The following is a 17,101-nucleotide window of genomic DNA, read 5'->3' as shown; positions in this document are numbered from 1 at the left end:
GTGCGCGGCCGATCAGCGCTGACGCAGCCATCCGGCCGGATCCAGCAGGCGCAGGCCCACTGGTGACAGCGACCGTTGCCGCAATATCAACGGCGTGGCGTGCACCGCCGTCGCACAACATGCCAGTTGGCGACGCAGCGGCGCCAGCACATCGTCCTCGCGTGGGCGTGCGTGCCGCCATTGCGCAATGCGCAGCAGACAGACCAGCAGGTCCAGTTCGCTGGCGGAAATGAACGGCGACCCGGCCGGCAGCAGCTCGATCGGTGCATGCGGCGTGGCCAGCAATGGCAGCAGTTCACGGAAGGCGTCGCGCCCTTCGGCATCCAGGCCCAGGGCGGCCAGTTGCAGCAGGCCCTCGGCCTGCAGCGCAGGGTCGCCCAGTTGCCGCAGTGCAGCCAGCAGGGCTTGTTCGCCGCGACTGAACTGACGGCCGAAGGCGCGATAACTCACGCGGGTGGGAAATACAGGGGAACGTGAGGCCATGCCGGGAGTACCTAGGGATCGCGCGTTTCCACCAGCACCGGGCAGGGCGCGTGGTCGATGGTCCATTGCCCGACCGAGGGCTCGAACAGACGCTGCAGACGTGACAGGTGGCGGTGGCCGATGATGATCAGATCGCACTGCAGGCGGCGCGCCTGCGCGCTGATCACTTCGCCCGGGTCGCCGGACGGTAGTTGTGCGATGGCGTCCACGCCGCGCTCGCGCAGCTCGGCCAGGGCGTCGGCAAGCACGGCTTCGGCATGCGCCTGCTGCCGGGCGGCGGCGGGATATTCGCGGCGGTCGGCATCGCTGGAATCTGCTGCCAGTGCGAATTCGGGGTCGAGCACGCACAGCAGGTGCAGACGGCTGCGAGGGCCAGCCATGGCGGCGGCGAGGTCCAGCACGCGGTCGTGCTGGGGGCCGCCATCAAGCGCGACCAGCAGGGTGTTGAACATGAAAAGCTCCTTTGCAGGGCGGTGATGGTCGCGCATGTCGTCGCGCGCACCCATGCCGTGCGCCGCAGTCAATGCGTGCGCAGGACGCAACTCTGGCTGGTTTGGATTGCAGTAGAGTCATCGCATTTACGGGAGACTGTCATGCCCCTGCCGGACCTGAACCTGTTGCTGGCACTGGATGTGCTGATCGACGAATGCAGCGTGGCCGCCGCCGCGCGGCGGATGAACCTCAGTGCGCCGGCGATGAGCCGTACCCTCGGCCGGGTGCGGGTGGCGCTGGGCGATCCGGTGCTGGTGCGCGCCGGCCGTGGGCTTGCTCCCACACCCCGCGCGCTGGAACTGCGTGAGCAGGTGCGCGATGTGATCGAGCAGGCACACCGCGTGTTCAATGCCGGCCGCGAGGTCGACATGGCCACCCTGGAACGCACGTTCAGCGTGCGCGCCAACGATGTGTTCATCGGCAGCTATGGCGGCCGCCTGCGCGAGGTGTTCCGCCAGCAGGCGCCGCGTTGCATGCTGCGCTTCGTGCCCGAGGGCGATACCGATGACGATGCGATGGTGCAGGGGCGGATCGACCTGTACATCAGTACGGCGGGCAAGCACAGCCCGGAAACCAAGGTGCAGCATCTGTTCACCACTTCGCTGCTGGGCGCCGCGCGCGAGGACCATCCGCTGTTCGACGGTGACATCAGTGCCGAGCGCTTCGCGGCCTGCGACCACATCGCCGTGTCCCGGCGCGGGCTGGCGCACGGCCCGATCGACGAGGAACTGGCCGTGCTCGGCCTGCAGCGACGGGTAGCGGTAGTCATTCCCACCTTCCACGGTGCGATCTTCGCTGCTGCTGATTCAGACCTGGTACTGCCGCAGATGCCGAGCGTGATGCTTGACCGCATCACCCACATGGGCCTGCCGCTGCGCATGTTCCCGCTGCCGGTGCCGGTACGCACCGTGGCACTGGTGCAGGCATGGCACCCGCGCATGGACAACGACCCTGCGCACCAGTGGCTGCGGCGGGCGATCAAGGTGATGTGCGATTCAGTCGAGGCGGCCCGCCGCTGATCGCCTGCAGGCGTGCGCCGGACGCACGCCTGCGATGCCGGACACGCCATTTTTCACAGGCAACGGCCTTTCTAGACTGCGCTCCCGATAGTTTCACTGAGCGCAATCCAATGACTCCACATATGCCGTGCACTGCACGGATCGGCAGCCGGCAGTGAGCACGCCTGCCGCCGTACTGCCGGCGCCGGCAGCGTCCCGTCCCGTCGCTGCACCTGGGCTCGACCGGCGCATCCTGGTAGGGCTGTGCGGTGTGCTGCTGGCGGTGCTGGTGTCGGGCTTCAACGAGAACGTCACCAAGGTCGCACTGGCCGACATCCGCGGTGCGATGGGTTTCAGCGTCGATGAAGGCAGCTGGATCGTGGCGCTGTACAGCGCGATGTCGGTCAGCGCGATGGCGTTCGCACCGTGGTGCGCCGCCACCTTCTCGCTGCGCCGCTTCGCGTTGGCGATGATCGGCGGGTTCATGGTGCTGGGCGTGCTGTGCCCGCTGGCACCCAACCTGCCGACCTTTCTGGTGCTGCGCGCGTTGCAGGGCCTGTGCGGTGGCGCGTTGCCGCCGCTGCTGATGAGCGTGGCGCTGCGCTTCCTGCCGCCGGGCATCAAGCTGTACGGCCTGGCCGCCTACGCACTGACCGCCACCTTCGGGCCGAGCATGGGCACCCCGCTGGCCGCGTTCTGGGTGGAGCAGGTGGGCTGGCACTGGGCGTTCTGGCAGATCGTGCCGTACTGCCTGGCAGCGATGGCGATGGTCGGCTGGGGCCTGCCACAGGATCCCCTGCGCCTGGAGCGCTTCGCACAGTTCGATGGCGTCGGCCTGATGCTCGGCCTGCCGGCGCTGGTGCTGCTGGTACTGGGCCTGGTGCAGGGCCCGCGCTTGAACTGGTTCGACTCGTCATTGATCACGCTGATGCTGGGAGGCGGCGCGGGCCTGCTGGTGCTTTTCATGGTCAACGAGTGGTTCCATCCGTTGCCGTTCTTCAAGCTGCAGCTGCTGGCCAACCGCAACCTCAGCTATTCGCTGATCACTCTCGGTGGCGTGCTGTTCGTGCTGCTGGCGGTGATCTCCATTCCCTCCGGCTTCCTCGCCAGCGTGCAGGGCTATCGGCCGCAACAGACCGCGCCGATGCTGCTGTGGGTGGCCGTGCCGCAGGTAATCGCGCTGCCGCTGGTAGCCGCATTGCTGAACATCCGCGCGATCGACTGCCGTTGGGTGCAGGCCACCGGCCTGGCGCTGCTGGCGCTGGCCTGCTGGCTGGGCGCACATCTGGACGTGAGCTGGATCCGCGACAACTTCCTGTGGGTGCAGTTGCTGCAGGTGTTTGCGCAGCCGATGGCGGTACTGCCGCTGCTGATGCTGGCCACCGGTGGCCTTGCGCCACAGGACGGCCCCTTCGCCTCGGCGTGGTTCAACACGGTGAAGGGTTTTGCCGCAGTACTGGCCAGCGGCGTGCTTGAAGCGGTCGCGCAGGGACGCCGACATTTCCATTCCACCGTGCTGGTCGACCGCCTCGGCGAACAGCCGTGGCTGGCCGATGGGCCGCAACTCGGCGCGCGCCTGCATGCGCAGGTGCAGGCATTGACCTCGGCCGATCTCTACCTGCTGGTCGCGTTGGTCGCGCTGGCCTTCATTCCCCTCATTGCCTGGATGCCCACCCGCATCCATCCGCCACGTGCCGTGGCCTGATTCCCTTCGCAGGAACCCCTCATGACAATCAATAGAACGTATCTCAACGCCGGCCTCGGCCTGGGCGTGCTGGTGCTGGCCGGCGCCGCATGGCTGCTGCTGCGCGATGGCCGCCACCAGACCACCAACAACGCCTATGTGGTCGCCGATTACACAGTGGTCGCACCCAAGATCGCCGGCTTCGTCAGCGCGGTGGAGGTGGAAGACAACCAAGCGGTGAAAGCCGGTGACGTGCTGGCCCGCATCGATGACCGTGACTACCAGGTCGCGTTGCTGGCCGCCCGCGCCGACCTGGCCAACGCACGTGCGCAGCTCAGCAACGCTCAAGCAGCGCTGGCACAGCAGGGCTCGCTGATCGAACAGGCCAGGGCGAGCGTGGATGTCAGTCGCTCCGAACTGACCCTGGCCAGCGCCGACCAGCAGCGTTACCGCGAGCTGGCCCGCGACGGTGCCGGTACCGTGCAGAACGCACAGCAGGCGCAGTCGAAGCAGGCCGTGGCCAATGCGCACCTGCAACAGGGGCAGGCCGCACTGTCGACCGCGCGCCAGCGCACCGACATCCTCACTGCCGGGGTGCAGGCCGCGCAGGCGGCCGTGCAGCGTGCCGAAGCCGCGCAGGCACGCGCCGAGCTGGATCTGTCGCACACCGAGCTGCGCGCACCGATCGACGGCATGGTCGGGCGCCGCGCAGTGCGCGTCGGTGCCTACCTGACCCCGGGCACGCCGGTGGCCGCGGTGGTGCCGCTGCAGCGCGCCTTCGTGGTCGCCAACTTCCAGGAAACGCAGATGACCCGCATGCAGCCGGAGCAGCAGGTTGAGCTGACGGTGGACGTGTTCCCCGGCACGCCGCTGCGTGGCCATATCGACAGCATCGCACCAGCCACCGGCGTGACGTTCGCCGCGATTGCACCGGAGAACGCGACCGGCAACTTCACCAAGGTGGTGCAGCGCATTCCGGTGAAGATCGTGCTGGAGCCCGGGCAGGCCTTGCTGGGCCAGCTGCGTGCCGGCATGTCGGTGGAAGCCAGCGTGGATCTGCAGAGCCCGCAGCGGGTGCAGAGTGCGCAGCACGAGCAGCGCCGCAAGGGCGGGGAGGGCGCATGATCCGCGTATTCCCACGTGTACTGGCTGCAGCGGTACTGTGCACGGCGCTGGCCGCCTGCACGCTGGGCCCGGACTTCGTGCGCCCGCAGGCCGAACTGCCCACGCACTGGCAGGGCGAAGCGGTGGCGTCAGCTGCGCTGGATGACGACGCCCGCTGGTGGTCCGGTTTTGATGACCCGCTGCTGGGGCAATTGGCGACGCAGGTGCTGCAGGCCAATCTCGACCTGCAGCTGGCCGCCAACCGCGTGCAGCAGAGCCGCGCCGCGCGGGGCATCACCGCTGCCGAACGCCTGCCCAGCGTCAGCGCCACCGCCAGCGGCGCGCGCGCGCGCAACAGCGAGGTAGGCCTGAACGATCCGTCCGGCAATGGCGGTCGTGATGACTATGGGTTGTTCCAGGCCGGCATCGGCATGAGCTGGGAACTGGATCTGTGGGGCCGCGTACGCCGTCAGGTAGAAGCCGCCGACGCACGCGTGCAGATGGCCGAGGAAGATGCACACGCGGTGCGTATCGCGCTGCTGGCGGAAACCGCGCGCGATTACCTGCAGTTGCGCGCAACACGCCAGCTGCTGGCCATCACCGAGGACAACCTCAGCATCGCCCACGACATCAAGCGGTTGACCGAAGCGCGCCAACGCCAGGGCGTGGCCAGCACGTTGCAGGTGTCCAGTGCGGCGGCACAGGTGGCATCGTTGCAGGCGCGCATCGCGCCGTTGCGGCATCGCGAATCACAACTGCGCAATGCTCTGGCGTTCCTGCTGGCGCAGCCACCGCAGACGTTGGACGCGCAGTTGCAGAACGCGCGCCGCGACTGGCCTGCGTTGCCGACCGTCGCCGTGGGCGTGCCCAGTGAGCTGGCCGAGCGTCGCCCCGATGTCCGCCGTGCCGAGGCTGCGTTGCATGCAGCCACGGCTGGCATCGGCGTGGCCAAAGCCAGCTTCCTGCCGCGCATCACCTTGAATGGCGATGCCGGTTTCCAGGCCAGGCAGCTGGATGACCTGGATGGCTGGAATGCCCACCGCTTCAGCATCGGGCCGTCGATCAGCCTGCCCATCTTCCAGGGCGGACGCCTGAAGGCCAACCTGGCGTTGAGCAGGCTGCAGCAGCAACAGTCGGCGCTGCAGTTCCGCCGTACCGTGCTGCAGGCCTGGCATGAAGTGGACGACGCCATCGACGGTTATGCCGCCGAACAGCAACGCACCGCGCAGCTGCATGTGGCGGTGGATGAGAGCGAGACGGCGCTGGGCGCTGCGCGTCGGCAGTACCAGGCAGGCGTGGTCGACATGCTGGATGTATTGAGCACGCAACGCATCGCGCTGGACAATCAGGCCGCGCTGGCCAACAGCCAGGCCACAGCCGCAATTGCGCGCGTGCAGTTGTATCGCGCGCTGGGCGGCGGTTGGTAGGCCGCAGGATGGGTAGTGCCGGCCGCTGGCCGGCAGCTGCAGGATGCATGGATTGCCGGCCAGCGGCCGGCACTACCCTGGTCGGCAGTCCGCGTCAGTCCGACGACTTCTCGCGCTTGCGGAACAGCAGATAAGGCCAGATGCCGATCAACACCGCTGCGATGACCGTGCCGTAGACCAGCGCGAACACCGACTTGCCAGGCTCGGTCCAGACCATGCCCAGCAGAAGCAGGCCGAGCACGATGGTCGGCCCGCCCAGCAGGAGCATCGCGAAAGTCTTTATGCGCCCACTGGTGGGCGCGTTGGCGAGCTTGCCGACCATGTCGGTGCCACCGAAATACACCTGCAGTGCATCGTTGGTGGAACGGGCGGGCGGCGGCTTTGCTGGTTCCGGCGGCGCCACGGGCTGCTGCAGGTCCATTTCCTTGGGCGCCGACGGCAGCAGGTCCGACAGGTTGGTCTGCTCGATGAGGGCTTTGAGCTTGGGGTCCATGTGCAATCCGTGCAGTCGCCGTTGGCGGCGGCACGATAGCAGCAGATCCTGGTGCTCGGTAGTGCCGGCAACGAGGAACGGGTAGATGCCAACCTTGGTTGGCAGCCTTTTGGAAAGTGCCAACCAAGGTTGGCACCTACCAAAGCGGGGCAGGTAGTAGAGCAAGGCAGGTAGCGCCGGGCCATGCCCGGCGGGCACCTCAGCGCACGTCGCGCAGTTCCCAGTGGTGCCCGGCCAGCAGGCGCAGGCGCTGTTTGAATACATCACTGTCGATGCGGGTGGTGGCCACCAGGTTGATGCGAAGATCCTTCTGCTCACCGGTCACGGTGGCCTCCGGATCGGTCACGCCCCACTGCGGCTCCACCGCATCCGGGTCCGGCTGCTTGTCGCGCCAGCGCTCGAACAGGCTGCCATTGCGCAGCGCGTTCTGCAGTTCTTCGGCCAAGCCGGCGGCACCCTGCGAATGGAAAGACAGGTCGGGGTCGTTGCCGCGGGCCTTGGACGGTTCGGGCAGGCTGATGTGGTACTGCGCAGGCATGTTGATCTCCTTGAGGTGGCGCTAGGCTGGCATAAGCGCGGTGGAATCGATGTGCAGATTCCACTGCGTGGTTGGCCTTCATTCAAACCGATGCGGCCCATCGGCGAAGCCCACGGTGACCGCGCCCTTGCCGACGTTTACCATGCCGGTCAGGCTCATCACCGATTCGTACACGGTCACGCCATGGCCGGCGCAGACCTCCTTCATCTGCGCGTAGCCGGGCAGGGCGCGCAGTTCGTCCAGTTCGCCGCCGTAGCTGACGCACACCGTGGGCGTCATCAGTCCGGCGCGTACGCGCTGGCCGACCACGCCGAACAGCTTCAGCACGGCATTGTCGAAACCCTTGATCTTCGCCACCGGCCCGGTCTCGCCGCGATAGCCATGCAGCACCGGCTTGATGTCCAGCGCACTGCCCAGCGCTGCGCTGAGCAGGCCGACGCTGCGGTCGCCCTTGTGCCGCGCGCGGGCGCGCATGTAGTACAGGTCGCGGGTGACCATGTAGCCGTGCACGTTGCCCGCCAGTTCTTCCAAGCGCTCGCGGATCTGCTGCACGCTGGCGTCGCTGGCACGCAGGCGCACCGCTTCCACCGCCGTCACTGCCTGTGCGGCGAACAGGTTCTGGGTGTCCAGCACGCGCAGCGCGAACGGCGAGTTGTAGCCTGCCGCCTGCCGCACCGGCTTGTAGTCGTTGAGGATGGCGAAGCTGGCCTGCAGTGCGTTGTCGTGGATCGGGCTGCGGGTCTTGGTGATGGTCATGCAGAACACGTGGTCGTAGTCGATCACCAGCCGCTGCAGGAACAGGTCGCGGATCTGGTTGACGCTGAAGGGGATGGTCTCCGCTTCGGCGCCGTGCTCGGCTACGTGCGCGTGCAGGAAGCTCAGCGTTGCCTGCTCGTCGCGGTGGTCGGCGAGCACGGCTTCGCCGATCCGCACGGTGATCGGCAACAGCACGATGTTGTGCTCGGCAATGAAGTCCTGCGGCAGGTCGCAGGCCGAGTCGACGACGATTCCGATGCGCATCCGCGGCTCCCCCTCCAGGGCGGTTGTAGGTTCGGAAATGTGAAAACTATCTCAAAACCGGATCGGGCGCGCGAGGGAAATGCGCCACTGCCTGTTCAGCGACTGCGCTGCACTGCCATCGGCAGGGCCACCGCCTGCTGCCAGTCGGGGCGATCCAGCAGGCCCGGGTCCTCCAGCACCGCCGCCATCAGCGGGTGGGTATCGTTGCCCCAGAACAGTTCACCGTCGATGGCCAGGGTCGGCACGCCGAATACGCCAGCCTCGATCGCCGCATCGGTGTTGCGACGCAGCTGTTCCTTGATTGCCGGCTCGCCAATGGCCGCCTCCACATCGCTGATACCCAGCCGGGTGGCGGGGTCGCGCAGGGCCGGGGCGCTGTCGGCCGCGTGGCCGTCGCGCCAGATCCAGTCGAACAGCACATCCACCGCCTCGGTGCTGGCGCCCGCGGCCAGGCACAGGCGCAGGGCCGCCAGCGGGTTGAACGGATGCCCGGGCGGGAAGCGCAGAGGGGTACCCTCGGCCTGCGCGGTCCATAGCAGCTGCCGGTACATGAAACGGCGCTTGGCCGGGATCTCCGCCGGGCCGAGGTTGCCCAGATGGTGCAGGACCGCACCGAAGGCGATCGGTACCGGTTGGATGTGCTCGAACTGCGGCAGCCGCTTCACTTTCTGCCAGTGCAGGTAGGAATAGGGCGAGACGAAGTCGAAATACCAGCGCAGGGTGGGCATCGGGGGCTCCTTGTAGCGGTCAGGGCTGCGCGTTGCGCTGCAGGTAGCGGTCGAGCAGTTCGGTCTGGCGCGAGCGCATCGGCATCGCGCGGCCGCCCAGCCAGACCTGTTCGGCATAGTGCGCCACATCCAGCGGATCACCTTCCCACAGCACCAGGTCGGCACGCTTGCCCGGCTCGATGCTGCCGATCTGGTCGGCCACGCCCAGCACCTCGGCCGGTACCCGGGTCAGCCCGGCCAGGCCGTCGGCCCAGGGCAGGCCATTGGCTACAGCATTGCCGGCCAGCTGGCGCATCTTGCGCGCGTTGTGCGAGGCGTCGTCGCGCTGGGCAAAGGCCACCGGCACGCCGGCGCGCTGCAACCGCGCGGCGTTTTCCAGGGTGGCGCCGATCTGGTCGAAGGTCGTCGGCAGGTTGCCCAGTGCATCGACGAACACCGGTACCTTGGCCGCTGCCAGTTCCGGTGCCAGCTGCCAGGCCTCGGCACCGCCGGCGATGGCGATCCTCACCTTCTCGCGGGCCGCCCAGCGCAGCAGCTGGCGGATGTCGGCCGCGCGGTCCACTTCCACCACGATGCGGCCCTGGCCGGACAGGTAGCGGGCCAGCGTGCAGCGACCGGCCGGGGTCAGCAGCGCATGCGGCGAGTCGGCGGCGACCTGGCCACGTGCTTCATCGACCATCTGCTGCAGCAGCATCCATTGCGCCGCGCGCGATTGTCCGGTCAGTTCAGATGCTGCAGCACCCAGGCGCAGGAACAGGGCGCGCGGGCCGATCGGGTCGGCACTGCCATCGAAGCGCACCACGCCACCCTGGCCGGCGACGAAGCCACCGCCGGTGGCCGCGCCCAGCGCCGTGAAGCCGATGCCATCCAGGCGTGCCACCGGAATCAGCACCGAAGCGGGGTTGTAGGCCAGGGTCACGTCGAACTCCGGACGCAACGGCTGCTCACCGATCTTCAGCGCGCTGTCGACCGTACTCGATTCGCCGGACACTTCCTCGATGCCGATCTCGGTGATGCCACCGAACAGGGTAGGGGTCAGCGTGCGGCCCTTGGCCTCGACCACCGGCACGCCAGCCGGTGCGGACAGGCCGCGACCCACCGCGCGGATGATGCCGCCCTGCACCAGTACGTCGGCATCCTCCACGTTGCCGCGTGCGCTGGCGGTAGCGACGGTCGCACCGCGCACCAGCAGGTCCTGCGCCTGCGCAGACGATGCGATGCAGGCCAGCGCCATGACGGCAGCGCCGAGCGTTGCGGCAGGCTTCGCCATTGCCTTGAACATGCCCATCAGCGCAGCTCCTGCCCAAGTTGGAAATCCGACCGCGGCGTTGCCGGTGGCGTGCTGCGGTCGTACACACGGCGGCCATCGACGAAGACCTGTTCGGCCAGCGCATACGAACTGAAGGGGTTGCCGTTCCAGATCACCACGTCGGCCATCTTTCCGGCCTCCAGCGTGCCGGTCTGCGCTTCGATACCCAGCGCCTTGGCGGCGTTGGCGGTCATCCACGTGATCGCGCGTTCCGGCGCGATCTCCGGCATGTGCGCGCGGCGCGCGGCGGCCATCACCTTGGCCGCTTCCTGGTTCAGGCGCTGGATGCCTTCCGGCGAGTCGGAGTGGACGATGGCGCAGCTGTTCTTCGGCCGGTCGACCAGCGCGATGTTCTCGGCGATGCCGTCGAAGGCCTCCATCTTGAAGCCCCACCAGTCGGCCCACAGTGCACCGCAGACGCCTTCGGCAGCCAACCGGTCGGCCAGCTTGTAGGCCTCCACGCCGTGGTGGAAGGCGGCCACCTTGAAGCCGAATTCCTTGGACAGGTCGAGCATGGTGGCCATTTCATCGGCGCGGTAGCAGTGGATGTGCACGCGGATGTCGCCCTGGATCGCACCGGCCAGCGTATCCAGCTTGAGGTCGCGCTTGCCGCCGGCGTCACCGGCGCTGTCGCCCTTGTCGCTGCCGAACCAGCCCTTGCGCTTGGCCGGCTTCGGCGTGCTCTTGGCGATGTAGTCGGCCGCGTCGATGAAGGCTGCGCGGTAACCGGCGACGTTGCCCATCCGCGTGGCGGGTGCCACGCCCTTGCCGCCACCGTAGACGCGCTTGGGATTCTCGCCGCAGGCCATCTTCAGGCCCCACGGCGCGCCGGGGAACTTCATCGCCTGGTAGGTGGTGGCAGGCACGTTCTTCAGCGTTACACCGCGGCCACCGACCAGGTTGGCTGAGCCGGGCAGCACCTGCATGCTGGTCACCCCGCCGGCCAGTGCCGCCTGGAAACCGGGGTCCTGCGGCCATACCGAATGCTCGGCCCAGACATTGGCGGTGACCGGCGCGGTCATCTCGTTGCCATCGCTGTGCGCACTTACGCCGGGGCTGGGATAGACGCCCAGGTGCGAATGCACGTCGATCAGGCCCGGGGTCACCCATTTGCCGTCGGCATTGATGCGGGTGACGCTGGCATCGACCTGCAGCGCATCGCCGACGGCGACGATGCGACCATCGCGCAGCAACACATCGGCGTTGTCCAGGCGCTGGCCGGTGCCGGTCAGCACGGTGGCGTTCTGGATCAGCAACGGCCCATCGGGATGCGCCTGGTAGGTGCTCGGGTAGGGATCGGCCACGAAGCGCGAAGCGCCCACGGCCGGCGCCGTGCTCAGTGATAGCAGCGCCAGACCCAACCCGGCGCGCAACAACGTCGATGTCATGCAGATCCCCTTGGCAGCGTGTTCAACCCATCGACGCTAGCTGCAGACTGGCCTGCTTGCCAAGTGACCTTGGGCAGGGGCGAAGTAGGGATTTTCCCGACAGTGCGCATGTGAAAAATATATTAAGTTGCATGGCACCCGGTCGATAGCGACATGCGGGTGAGCGCGCGCTGACTCGCCGCGAAGGTGTTCCCACCGTGCTCCATGAGGGAGCAGCACCTGAAACAATCCATGGAATCAAGGACGTAATCCCCGATGACTGTTGCAACGTCGTATCGCTCCACCTCTCTCCGTCGTTCGATCCTGCCTTCCCCGCTCGCATCGGCCATCGTTGGCTCGCTGCTGATGGCAGCCACCCTGCCGGCACTGGCCCAGGGCAATACCGACGATCTGTCCCGTTACCAGTACCAGCGCAGCCTGCAGGCTGCATTCGCGCGTCCGGTTCTGACCGCAGCGCCTGCCTCTGCATCGCTGCCGGCATCGATCAGCATCGCGCCGATGGCCAGTGGCGAGCCGCAGCCGGTGATGGGCACCCCCGCTGATCGCGCCAGTTGGCGTACCAGTGAGTTCAACCGCGACTGGGGCCTGCAGGCCGTCAATGCTGACGCCGCGTACGCGCGTGGGTTGACCGGTGCAGGTATCCGCCTGGGTGTGTTCGACAGCGGCACCGGGCTGGATCACTCCGAATTCGCCGGCAAGAACCACCGCAGCATCCACCTCGCTGATCGCCTGGCTGACGGATCATCGTGCACCAACACCACCATGCTGAGCGGGCCGGATGCCTGCTTCAGCAGCGATGGCAATGACGTGGCGATCGACATGACCCTGCTCGACATGGACCAGGCGAACATCGACAACGTCAATCGCCAGGGCTTGTTCGAGGGTCTGGCCTACAACACCCATGGCACGCACGTGTCGGGTACCATCGCTGCGAACCGCGATGGCTCCGGTACCCACGGCGTTGCCTTTGGTGCCGATCTTTCCGTGGCACGCCTGTTCTTCAACAGCCTCACCGTATGGGACGTCGATCCGTCGACCAACCAGTACCGCAATGGCTCGGTTGGCATTGGTGCGTCCGATGAGGTGTTTGCCGACCTGTACGAGCAGTTGAACGCGCAGCAGGTGCGGGCGGTCAATCACAGCTGGGGCTTCACCAACGAGCCGACCACCGCTGACCAGCAGGCTGCGCAGTTCTTCAACAATCCGGCCTACGACGACTACTTCCAGATCATCGGTGATGGTTCGCGCGCCAACGGCATGATCCAGGTGTGGGCAGCCGGCAATACCTATCCGTACAACACCTCGCCGGAAAACGCACCGATTGCGGGCGTGCACGCTACGCTGCCGCGCGTCCAGGCGGACCTGGAGCCGTACTGGCTGAGCGTGGTCAACGTCGACCGCAACCTGGTGCTGGCAGAAAGCTCCATGCGTTGTGGCCTGAGCGCCAACTGGTGCCTGGCTGCGCCGGGTAGCGACATCACCTCCACGGCCTACGGTGCCGATTCGCAGATCATCGGTACGCCGTTCCAGACCGGCAACGATATCGGTCTGGACATCCAGCAGCGCATGCCGACCTATGCCTACGAGGACATGACCGGTACCTCGATGGCGGCACCGCACGTCACCGGCGCGCTGGGCCTGCTGTTCGAACGCTTCCCGTATCTGGACAACGCGCAGGTGCGTGACGTGCTGCTGACCACCGCCACCGATCTCGGTGCGGCCGGCGTTGACGACGTCTACGGCTGGGGCATGATGAACCTGGCCAAGGCCATTGAAGGTTACGGCTCGCTGCGCGTGGACACCAACGTGGTGATGAACCAGAAGGCCGGCGGCCTGAAGGTGTGGGAAGGCGACGCGTGGGACGACTGGACCAATGACATCGGCGGCCCGGGCAAGCTGACCAAGAGCGGCATCGGCTGGCTGCGCCTGAGCGGCGACAACAGCTTCAACGGCGCGGTGGTGCGCGAGGGCGTGCTGGAGCTTGATGGCGCCAATACGCTGGGCAGCGTGTGGGTGCCGGGCGGCCGCTTCGTGCTGAACGGTTCGCTGGTATCGACCTCTCTGGGTGTTGCAGGTGGCGAGGCCTGGCTCAACGTCGGATCGGTGGCAAGCAGCACGGATATCGATCTCGCCGGCGGCAAGCTGGTGGTTGCCGGTACCGTCGATGGTCGCCTGTTCCACATGACCGATGGCACCGCCAGCATCACCGAGACCGGCAAGGTGCGCATGGACAACATCGATATGCGCGCCGGCACGCTGCAGGTGGACGGCACGCTGAGCAGCACCATCTTCTACATGTATGGCGGCACTGCCCGGGTGGGCACCACGGGCGTACTGGACCACACCATCCTGGATATCGTCGGCGGTGTGGTGTCGTTCAACGGTACCCAGGTCGGTGGTATGACCGCGGTGGAAGCAGGCGCCACGTTGAAGGGCACCGGCACGCTCGGCTACACGATCGTCAAGGGCACCATCGCACCGGGCAATTCGATCGGCACGCTGACCATCAACGGTGACTACGTGCAGACCGAGACCGGCGTGTACCAGGCCGAGGTGGCACCAGGCAGCCGAAGTGACCAGCTGCATGTCACCGGTACCGCCACCCTCGGCGGCACCCTGGTGGCACTGCCGGAACCGGGCATTTACTACCTGGGTGAGCAGTTCAACTTCATCCGCGCCGATGGCGGCGTGAACGGGCAGTTCGCCACGACCGACTTCAGCGCATTCTCGCCCTTCATGCAGTTCAGCCTGGCCTATGGTGCCAGTGGCGCACGCATCGAAGTGACCCGCGGCAACTCGCTGGCCAGCTCGGCCACCACCGACAACCAGCGCGCGGTCGCTGCCGTGGCCGATACCCTGGCGATCAACCAGGGCCTGCCCAAGCCGTTGACCACGCTGTTCCCGCAGCAGGTGGGCGCAGCGTTGGACAGCCTCAGCGGCGAACTGCATGCAGCTGCGTCGATCGCATTGGTCGAGAGCAGCCGCCATGTGCGCGATGCGGCACTGTCGCGCCGCGTAGGCGCGATCTCGCCGGGCGGTGACGAAGCCGCCGCGACCGGTGTGTGGGTACAGGCAATCGGTGGCAACGGCACGCTGGATGGCAATACCAACACTGCCCGTACCGAGGCCAACAGCAACGGCCTGCTGGTGGGCGTGGACCGTCAGTTCGGCGGCTGGCAGGTGGGCCTGCTGGCCGGCACCGGCCGTACCGACGTCAAGCAGCAGGATGGCCGTCGGGCGAAGTCGAAGATCGACAACACCCACTTCGGTGCATACGCCAGCCACAACTGGGGCGGTTTCGGCCTGCGTGGCGGCCTGGCGTGGAGCGAGCACGAGGTCGACAGCACCCGTGAGCTGGCGTTTGCCGGCTACAGCGATACGCTGAGCGCGCGCTACGACGGGCGTACCCGCCAGGCCTTCATCGAGGCGGGCTACCGCTTCGGCGGCCGCGAGGCAGGCCTGGAGCCGTACCTGCAGGTGGCACGTGTTGAAGTGGACATGAAGTCGATCAATGAGCGCGGTGGTGCGGCGGCCCTGCAGGGCAACGTCGACGATACCCGCACCACCCTGGCGACTGCCGGTGTGCGCTTCGACAAGGGCCTGAAGGCTTCGTTCCAGCAGGACAGCTGGCTGCACGTGCGCGGCGGAGTGGGTTACCGCCACGCATCGGGCGACCGCAACCCGGTGGCCAGGCTGGGCTTTGCCAGCGGCGGCGATACCTTCGCAGTCAGCGGCGCTCCTATCGCCGACAGCGCGGTGGTGGCGGAGCTGGGCCTGTCGGCCTGGTTGACGGCCAACCAGCAGCTGGAACTGGGCTACACCGGCCAGTTTGGCGATGAAAGCCGCGACCATGGCGCCAACCTGCGTTGGTCGGTGCGCTTCTAAGCCATCCGGTTCCCAAGGGAACCCCCAGGAGGGCGGCCGCAGGGTCGCCCTTCTTCGTTGTCGCAGCGGGTGTGGTGGGGCAGGCGGGGGCCTACAATATCGGCCCCACGCCGCACCGGACCGCCCATGAAGAGCAAGCAGGACATCGTCGACAACTGGCTGCCGCGCTATACCGGCGTGCCCCTGGACCAGTTCGGCCAGCACATCCTGCTGACCAACTTCGGAGGCTACCTGCATACGTTCTCCGCGCTGACCGGTGCGCCGGTGATCGGTCTGGACCGGCCCATGGCCAGTGCCACCGTCGACGGCATCACCATGATCAACTTCGGCATGGGCAGCCCCAATGCCGCGATCATCATGGATCTGCTGTCGGCCGTGATGCCCAAGGCCGTGCTGTTCCTGGGCAAGTGCGGGGGGCTGAAGCGCAAGAACGAGCTGGGTGACCTGGTGCTGCCGATCGCGGCCATCCGCGGTGAAGGCACCTCGGGCGACTACCTGCCGCCGGAAGTGCCGGCCTTGCCCGCCTTTGCCCTGCAGCGTGCGGTCTCGACCATGATCCGCGACCTTGGCCACGACTACTGGACCGGCACCGTCTACACCACCAACCGCCGGGTCTGGGAGCACGACGAGGCCTTCAAGGAGCGGCTGCGGGCGATGCGCTGCATGGCCATCGACATGGAAACCGCTACGATCTTCGCCGCCGGCTTCGCCAACCACATTCCCAGTGGCGCCCTGCTGCTGGTTTCAGACCAGCCGATGATCCCGGACGGGGTGAAGACCGAGGCGTCCGACGCCAAGGTCAGCTCGCAGTTCGTGGAAAACCATATCCAGATCGGCATCGAGGCGCTTAAGCTTATCCGGCGCAACGGCAAGTCGGTCCGCCACCTGCGCTTCGACGAATGATGATGATGGCCTGGCGCGGTGCGCCGGCCCTGGGGAGTAGGTGATGGACGTTGCCGCGCAAGTGGTGGAATTCTGGAAAGACGCGGGCCCTGAAAAGTGGTTCGCCCGCGATGATGCGTTCGATGCACGGTTCCGCACGCTGTTCGCGGACGAACACCATGCCGCCGCATCGCGCGCGCGCGAGCACTGGCTGGGCAGCGCCGAGGGTGCGCTGGCGCTGATGCTGCTGCTGGACCAGTTCCCGCGCAACTGCTTCCGCGGCACGGCCCATTCCTATGCCACCGACGGCCTGGCCCGGCACTACGCCATGCGCGCGATCGAAGAGGGGCTGGACCTGCAGCTGGTACCCAAGCTGCGCGCCTTCATCTACCTGCCGTTCGAGCATTCCGAAGATCCGCTGGACCAGGATCGCTCGGTCGCGATGTTCGACGTGCTGGGTGACAAGGAATACCTGCAGTACGCCGAACTGCACCGCGACATCATCCGCCGCTTCGGCCGGTTCCCGCACCGCAATGCGGTGCTCGGCCGCATGCCGTCGCCGGAAGAACTGGACTACCTGGCCGAAGGCGGGTTTGCCGGGTAACCCGGAAGGAGTAGATCCACGCCATGCGTGGATGGGCTCAACAAAAAACGCCGGCTTTCGCCGGCG

Annotated in this window: 15 protein-coding genes; 7 read left to right on the top strand and 8 right to left on the bottom strand. The window is 67.0% G+C overall.

The features are described from left to right. Positions 1-12: 12 nt before the first annotated feature. Both QOL57_RS09325 and QOL57_RS09320 read right to left on the bottom strand, forming a co-directional pair. A complete protein-coding gene (locus QOL57_RS09325) occupies positions 13-483 on the bottom strand; it encodes a hypothetical protein (RefSeq protein ID WP_089236821.1) in 471 nt (156 codons plus the stop codon). 11 nt (positions 484-494) lie between these two features. Then, positions 495-935, bottom strand: coding sequence for a universal stress protein (locus QOL57_RS09320; protein WP_089238102.1), 441 nt, complete (start codon positions 933-935; stop codon positions 495-497). A gap of 141 nt (positions 936-1,076) precedes the next feature. On the opposite strand from QOL57_RS09320, the gene QOL57_RS09315 reads away from it, so the two are divergent. The 4 genes from QOL57_RS09315 (at position 1,077) to QOL57_RS09300 (ending at position 6,188) form a co-directional block, all read left to right on the top strand. Then, positions 1,077-1,994 carry a LysR family transcriptional regulator gene (locus QOL57_RS09315; protein ID WP_089236819.1) on the top strand — a complete coding sequence of 306 codons (918 nt, stop codon included), beginning with the start codon at positions 1,077-1,079 and terminating at the stop codon, positions 1,992-1,994. 154 nt (positions 1,995-2,148) lie between these two features. Further along, positions 2,149-3,678, top strand: a complete 1,530-nt coding sequence (locus QOL57_RS09310; RefSeq protein WP_089236817.1) for an MFS transporter — start codon at positions 2,149-2,151, stop codon at positions 3,676-3,678. A 21-nt stretch (positions 3,679-3,699) separates the two neighbouring features. Beyond that, positions 3,700-4,782, top strand: coding sequence for an HlyD family secretion protein (locus tag QOL57_RS09305; protein ID WP_089236816.1), 1,083 nt, complete (start codon positions 3,700-3,702; stop codon positions 4,780-4,782). Further along, entirely contained in the window at positions 4,779-6,188 is a 1,410-nt protein-coding gene (locus tag QOL57_RS09300) for an efflux transporter outer membrane subunit (RefSeq protein WP_089236814.1), read from the top strand. Before QOL57_RS09305 ends, QOL57_RS09300 begins: the two co-directional genes overlap by 4 nt. A 94-nt stretch (positions 6,189-6,282) precedes the next feature. Here QOL57_RS09300 and QOL57_RS09295 read toward each other — a convergent pair whose 3' ends face one another. From QOL57_RS09295 to QOL57_RS09270, 6 genes are all read right to left on the bottom strand, one after another. Then, the gene (locus QOL57_RS09295) at positions 6,283-6,681 is read right to left on the bottom strand and encodes a hypothetical protein (RefSeq protein WP_089236812.1); all 399 of its coding nucleotides are present in this window, start codon (positions 6,679-6,681) and stop codon (positions 6,283-6,285) included. 199 nt (positions 6,682-6,880) lie between these two features. Then, positions 6,881-7,219: a hypothetical protein gene (locus tag QOL57_RS09290; protein ID WP_089236810.1), complete on the bottom strand. Its 339-nt coding sequence runs from the start codon at positions 7,217-7,219 to the stop codon at positions 6,881-6,883. 78 nt (positions 7,220-7,297) lie between these two features. Next, positions 7,298-8,239: a DegV family protein gene (locus QOL57_RS09285; RefSeq protein WP_049464775.1), complete on the bottom strand. Its 942-nt coding sequence runs from the start codon at positions 8,237-8,239 to the stop codon at positions 7,298-7,300. A gap of 95 nt (positions 8,240-8,334) precedes the next feature. Then, entirely contained in the window at positions 8,335-8,967 is a 633-nt protein-coding gene (locus tag QOL57_RS09280) for a DsbA family protein (protein ID WP_089236808.1), read from the bottom strand. Between the two features lie 19 nt (positions 8,968-8,986). Beyond that, positions 8,987-10,255 (bottom strand): amidohydrolase family protein, encoded by a 1,269-nt coding sequence (locus tag QOL57_RS09275; protein WP_089236806.1) that lies wholly within the window; start codon positions 10,253-10,255, stop codon positions 8,987-8,989. Further along, positions 10,255-11,664: an amidohydrolase gene (locus QOL57_RS09270; RefSeq protein ID WP_089236804.1), complete on the bottom strand. Its 1,410-nt coding sequence runs from the start codon at positions 11,662-11,664 to the stop codon at positions 10,255-10,257. The genes QOL57_RS09275 and QOL57_RS09270 overlap by 1 nt, the downstream gene beginning before the upstream one ends. A 255-nt stretch (positions 11,665-11,919) precedes the next feature. On the opposite strand from QOL57_RS09270, the gene QOL57_RS09265 reads away from it, so the two are divergent. The 3 genes from QOL57_RS09265 to QOL57_RS09255 all read left to right on the top strand — a co-directional run bounded on the left by QOL57_RS09265 (position 11,920) and on the right by QOL57_RS09255 (position 17,035). Continuing rightward, entirely contained in the window at positions 11,920-15,549 is a 3,630-nt protein-coding gene (locus QOL57_RS09265; protein WP_089236802.1) for an autotransporter serine protease, read from the top strand. A gap of 126 nt (positions 15,550-15,675) precedes the next feature. Next, the gene (locus QOL57_RS09260) at positions 15,676-16,452 is read left to right on the top strand and encodes an AMP nucleosidase (protein ID WP_089236800.1); all 777 of its coding nucleotides are present in this window, start codon (positions 15,676-15,678) and stop codon (positions 16,450-16,452) included. Positions 16,453-16,495: 43 nt separating this feature from the next. Next, positions 16,496-17,035, top strand: coding sequence for a DUF924 family protein (locus QOL57_RS09255; RefSeq protein WP_089236798.1), 540 nt, complete (start codon positions 16,496-16,498; stop codon positions 17,033-17,035). Positions 17,036-17,101 lie beyond the last annotated feature (66 nt).

Origin of the sequence: Stenotrophomonas sp. yr243, from assembly GCF_900184195.1 — a bacterium.
GTDB classification, from domain to species: domain Bacteria; phylum Pseudomonadota; class Gammaproteobacteria; order Xanthomonadales; family Xanthomonadaceae; genus Stenotrophomonas; species Stenotrophomonas lactitubi.
The sequence above is the reverse complement of the archived record's forward strand: the minus strand, read 5'-3'. Positions and strand labels throughout refer to the sequence as shown.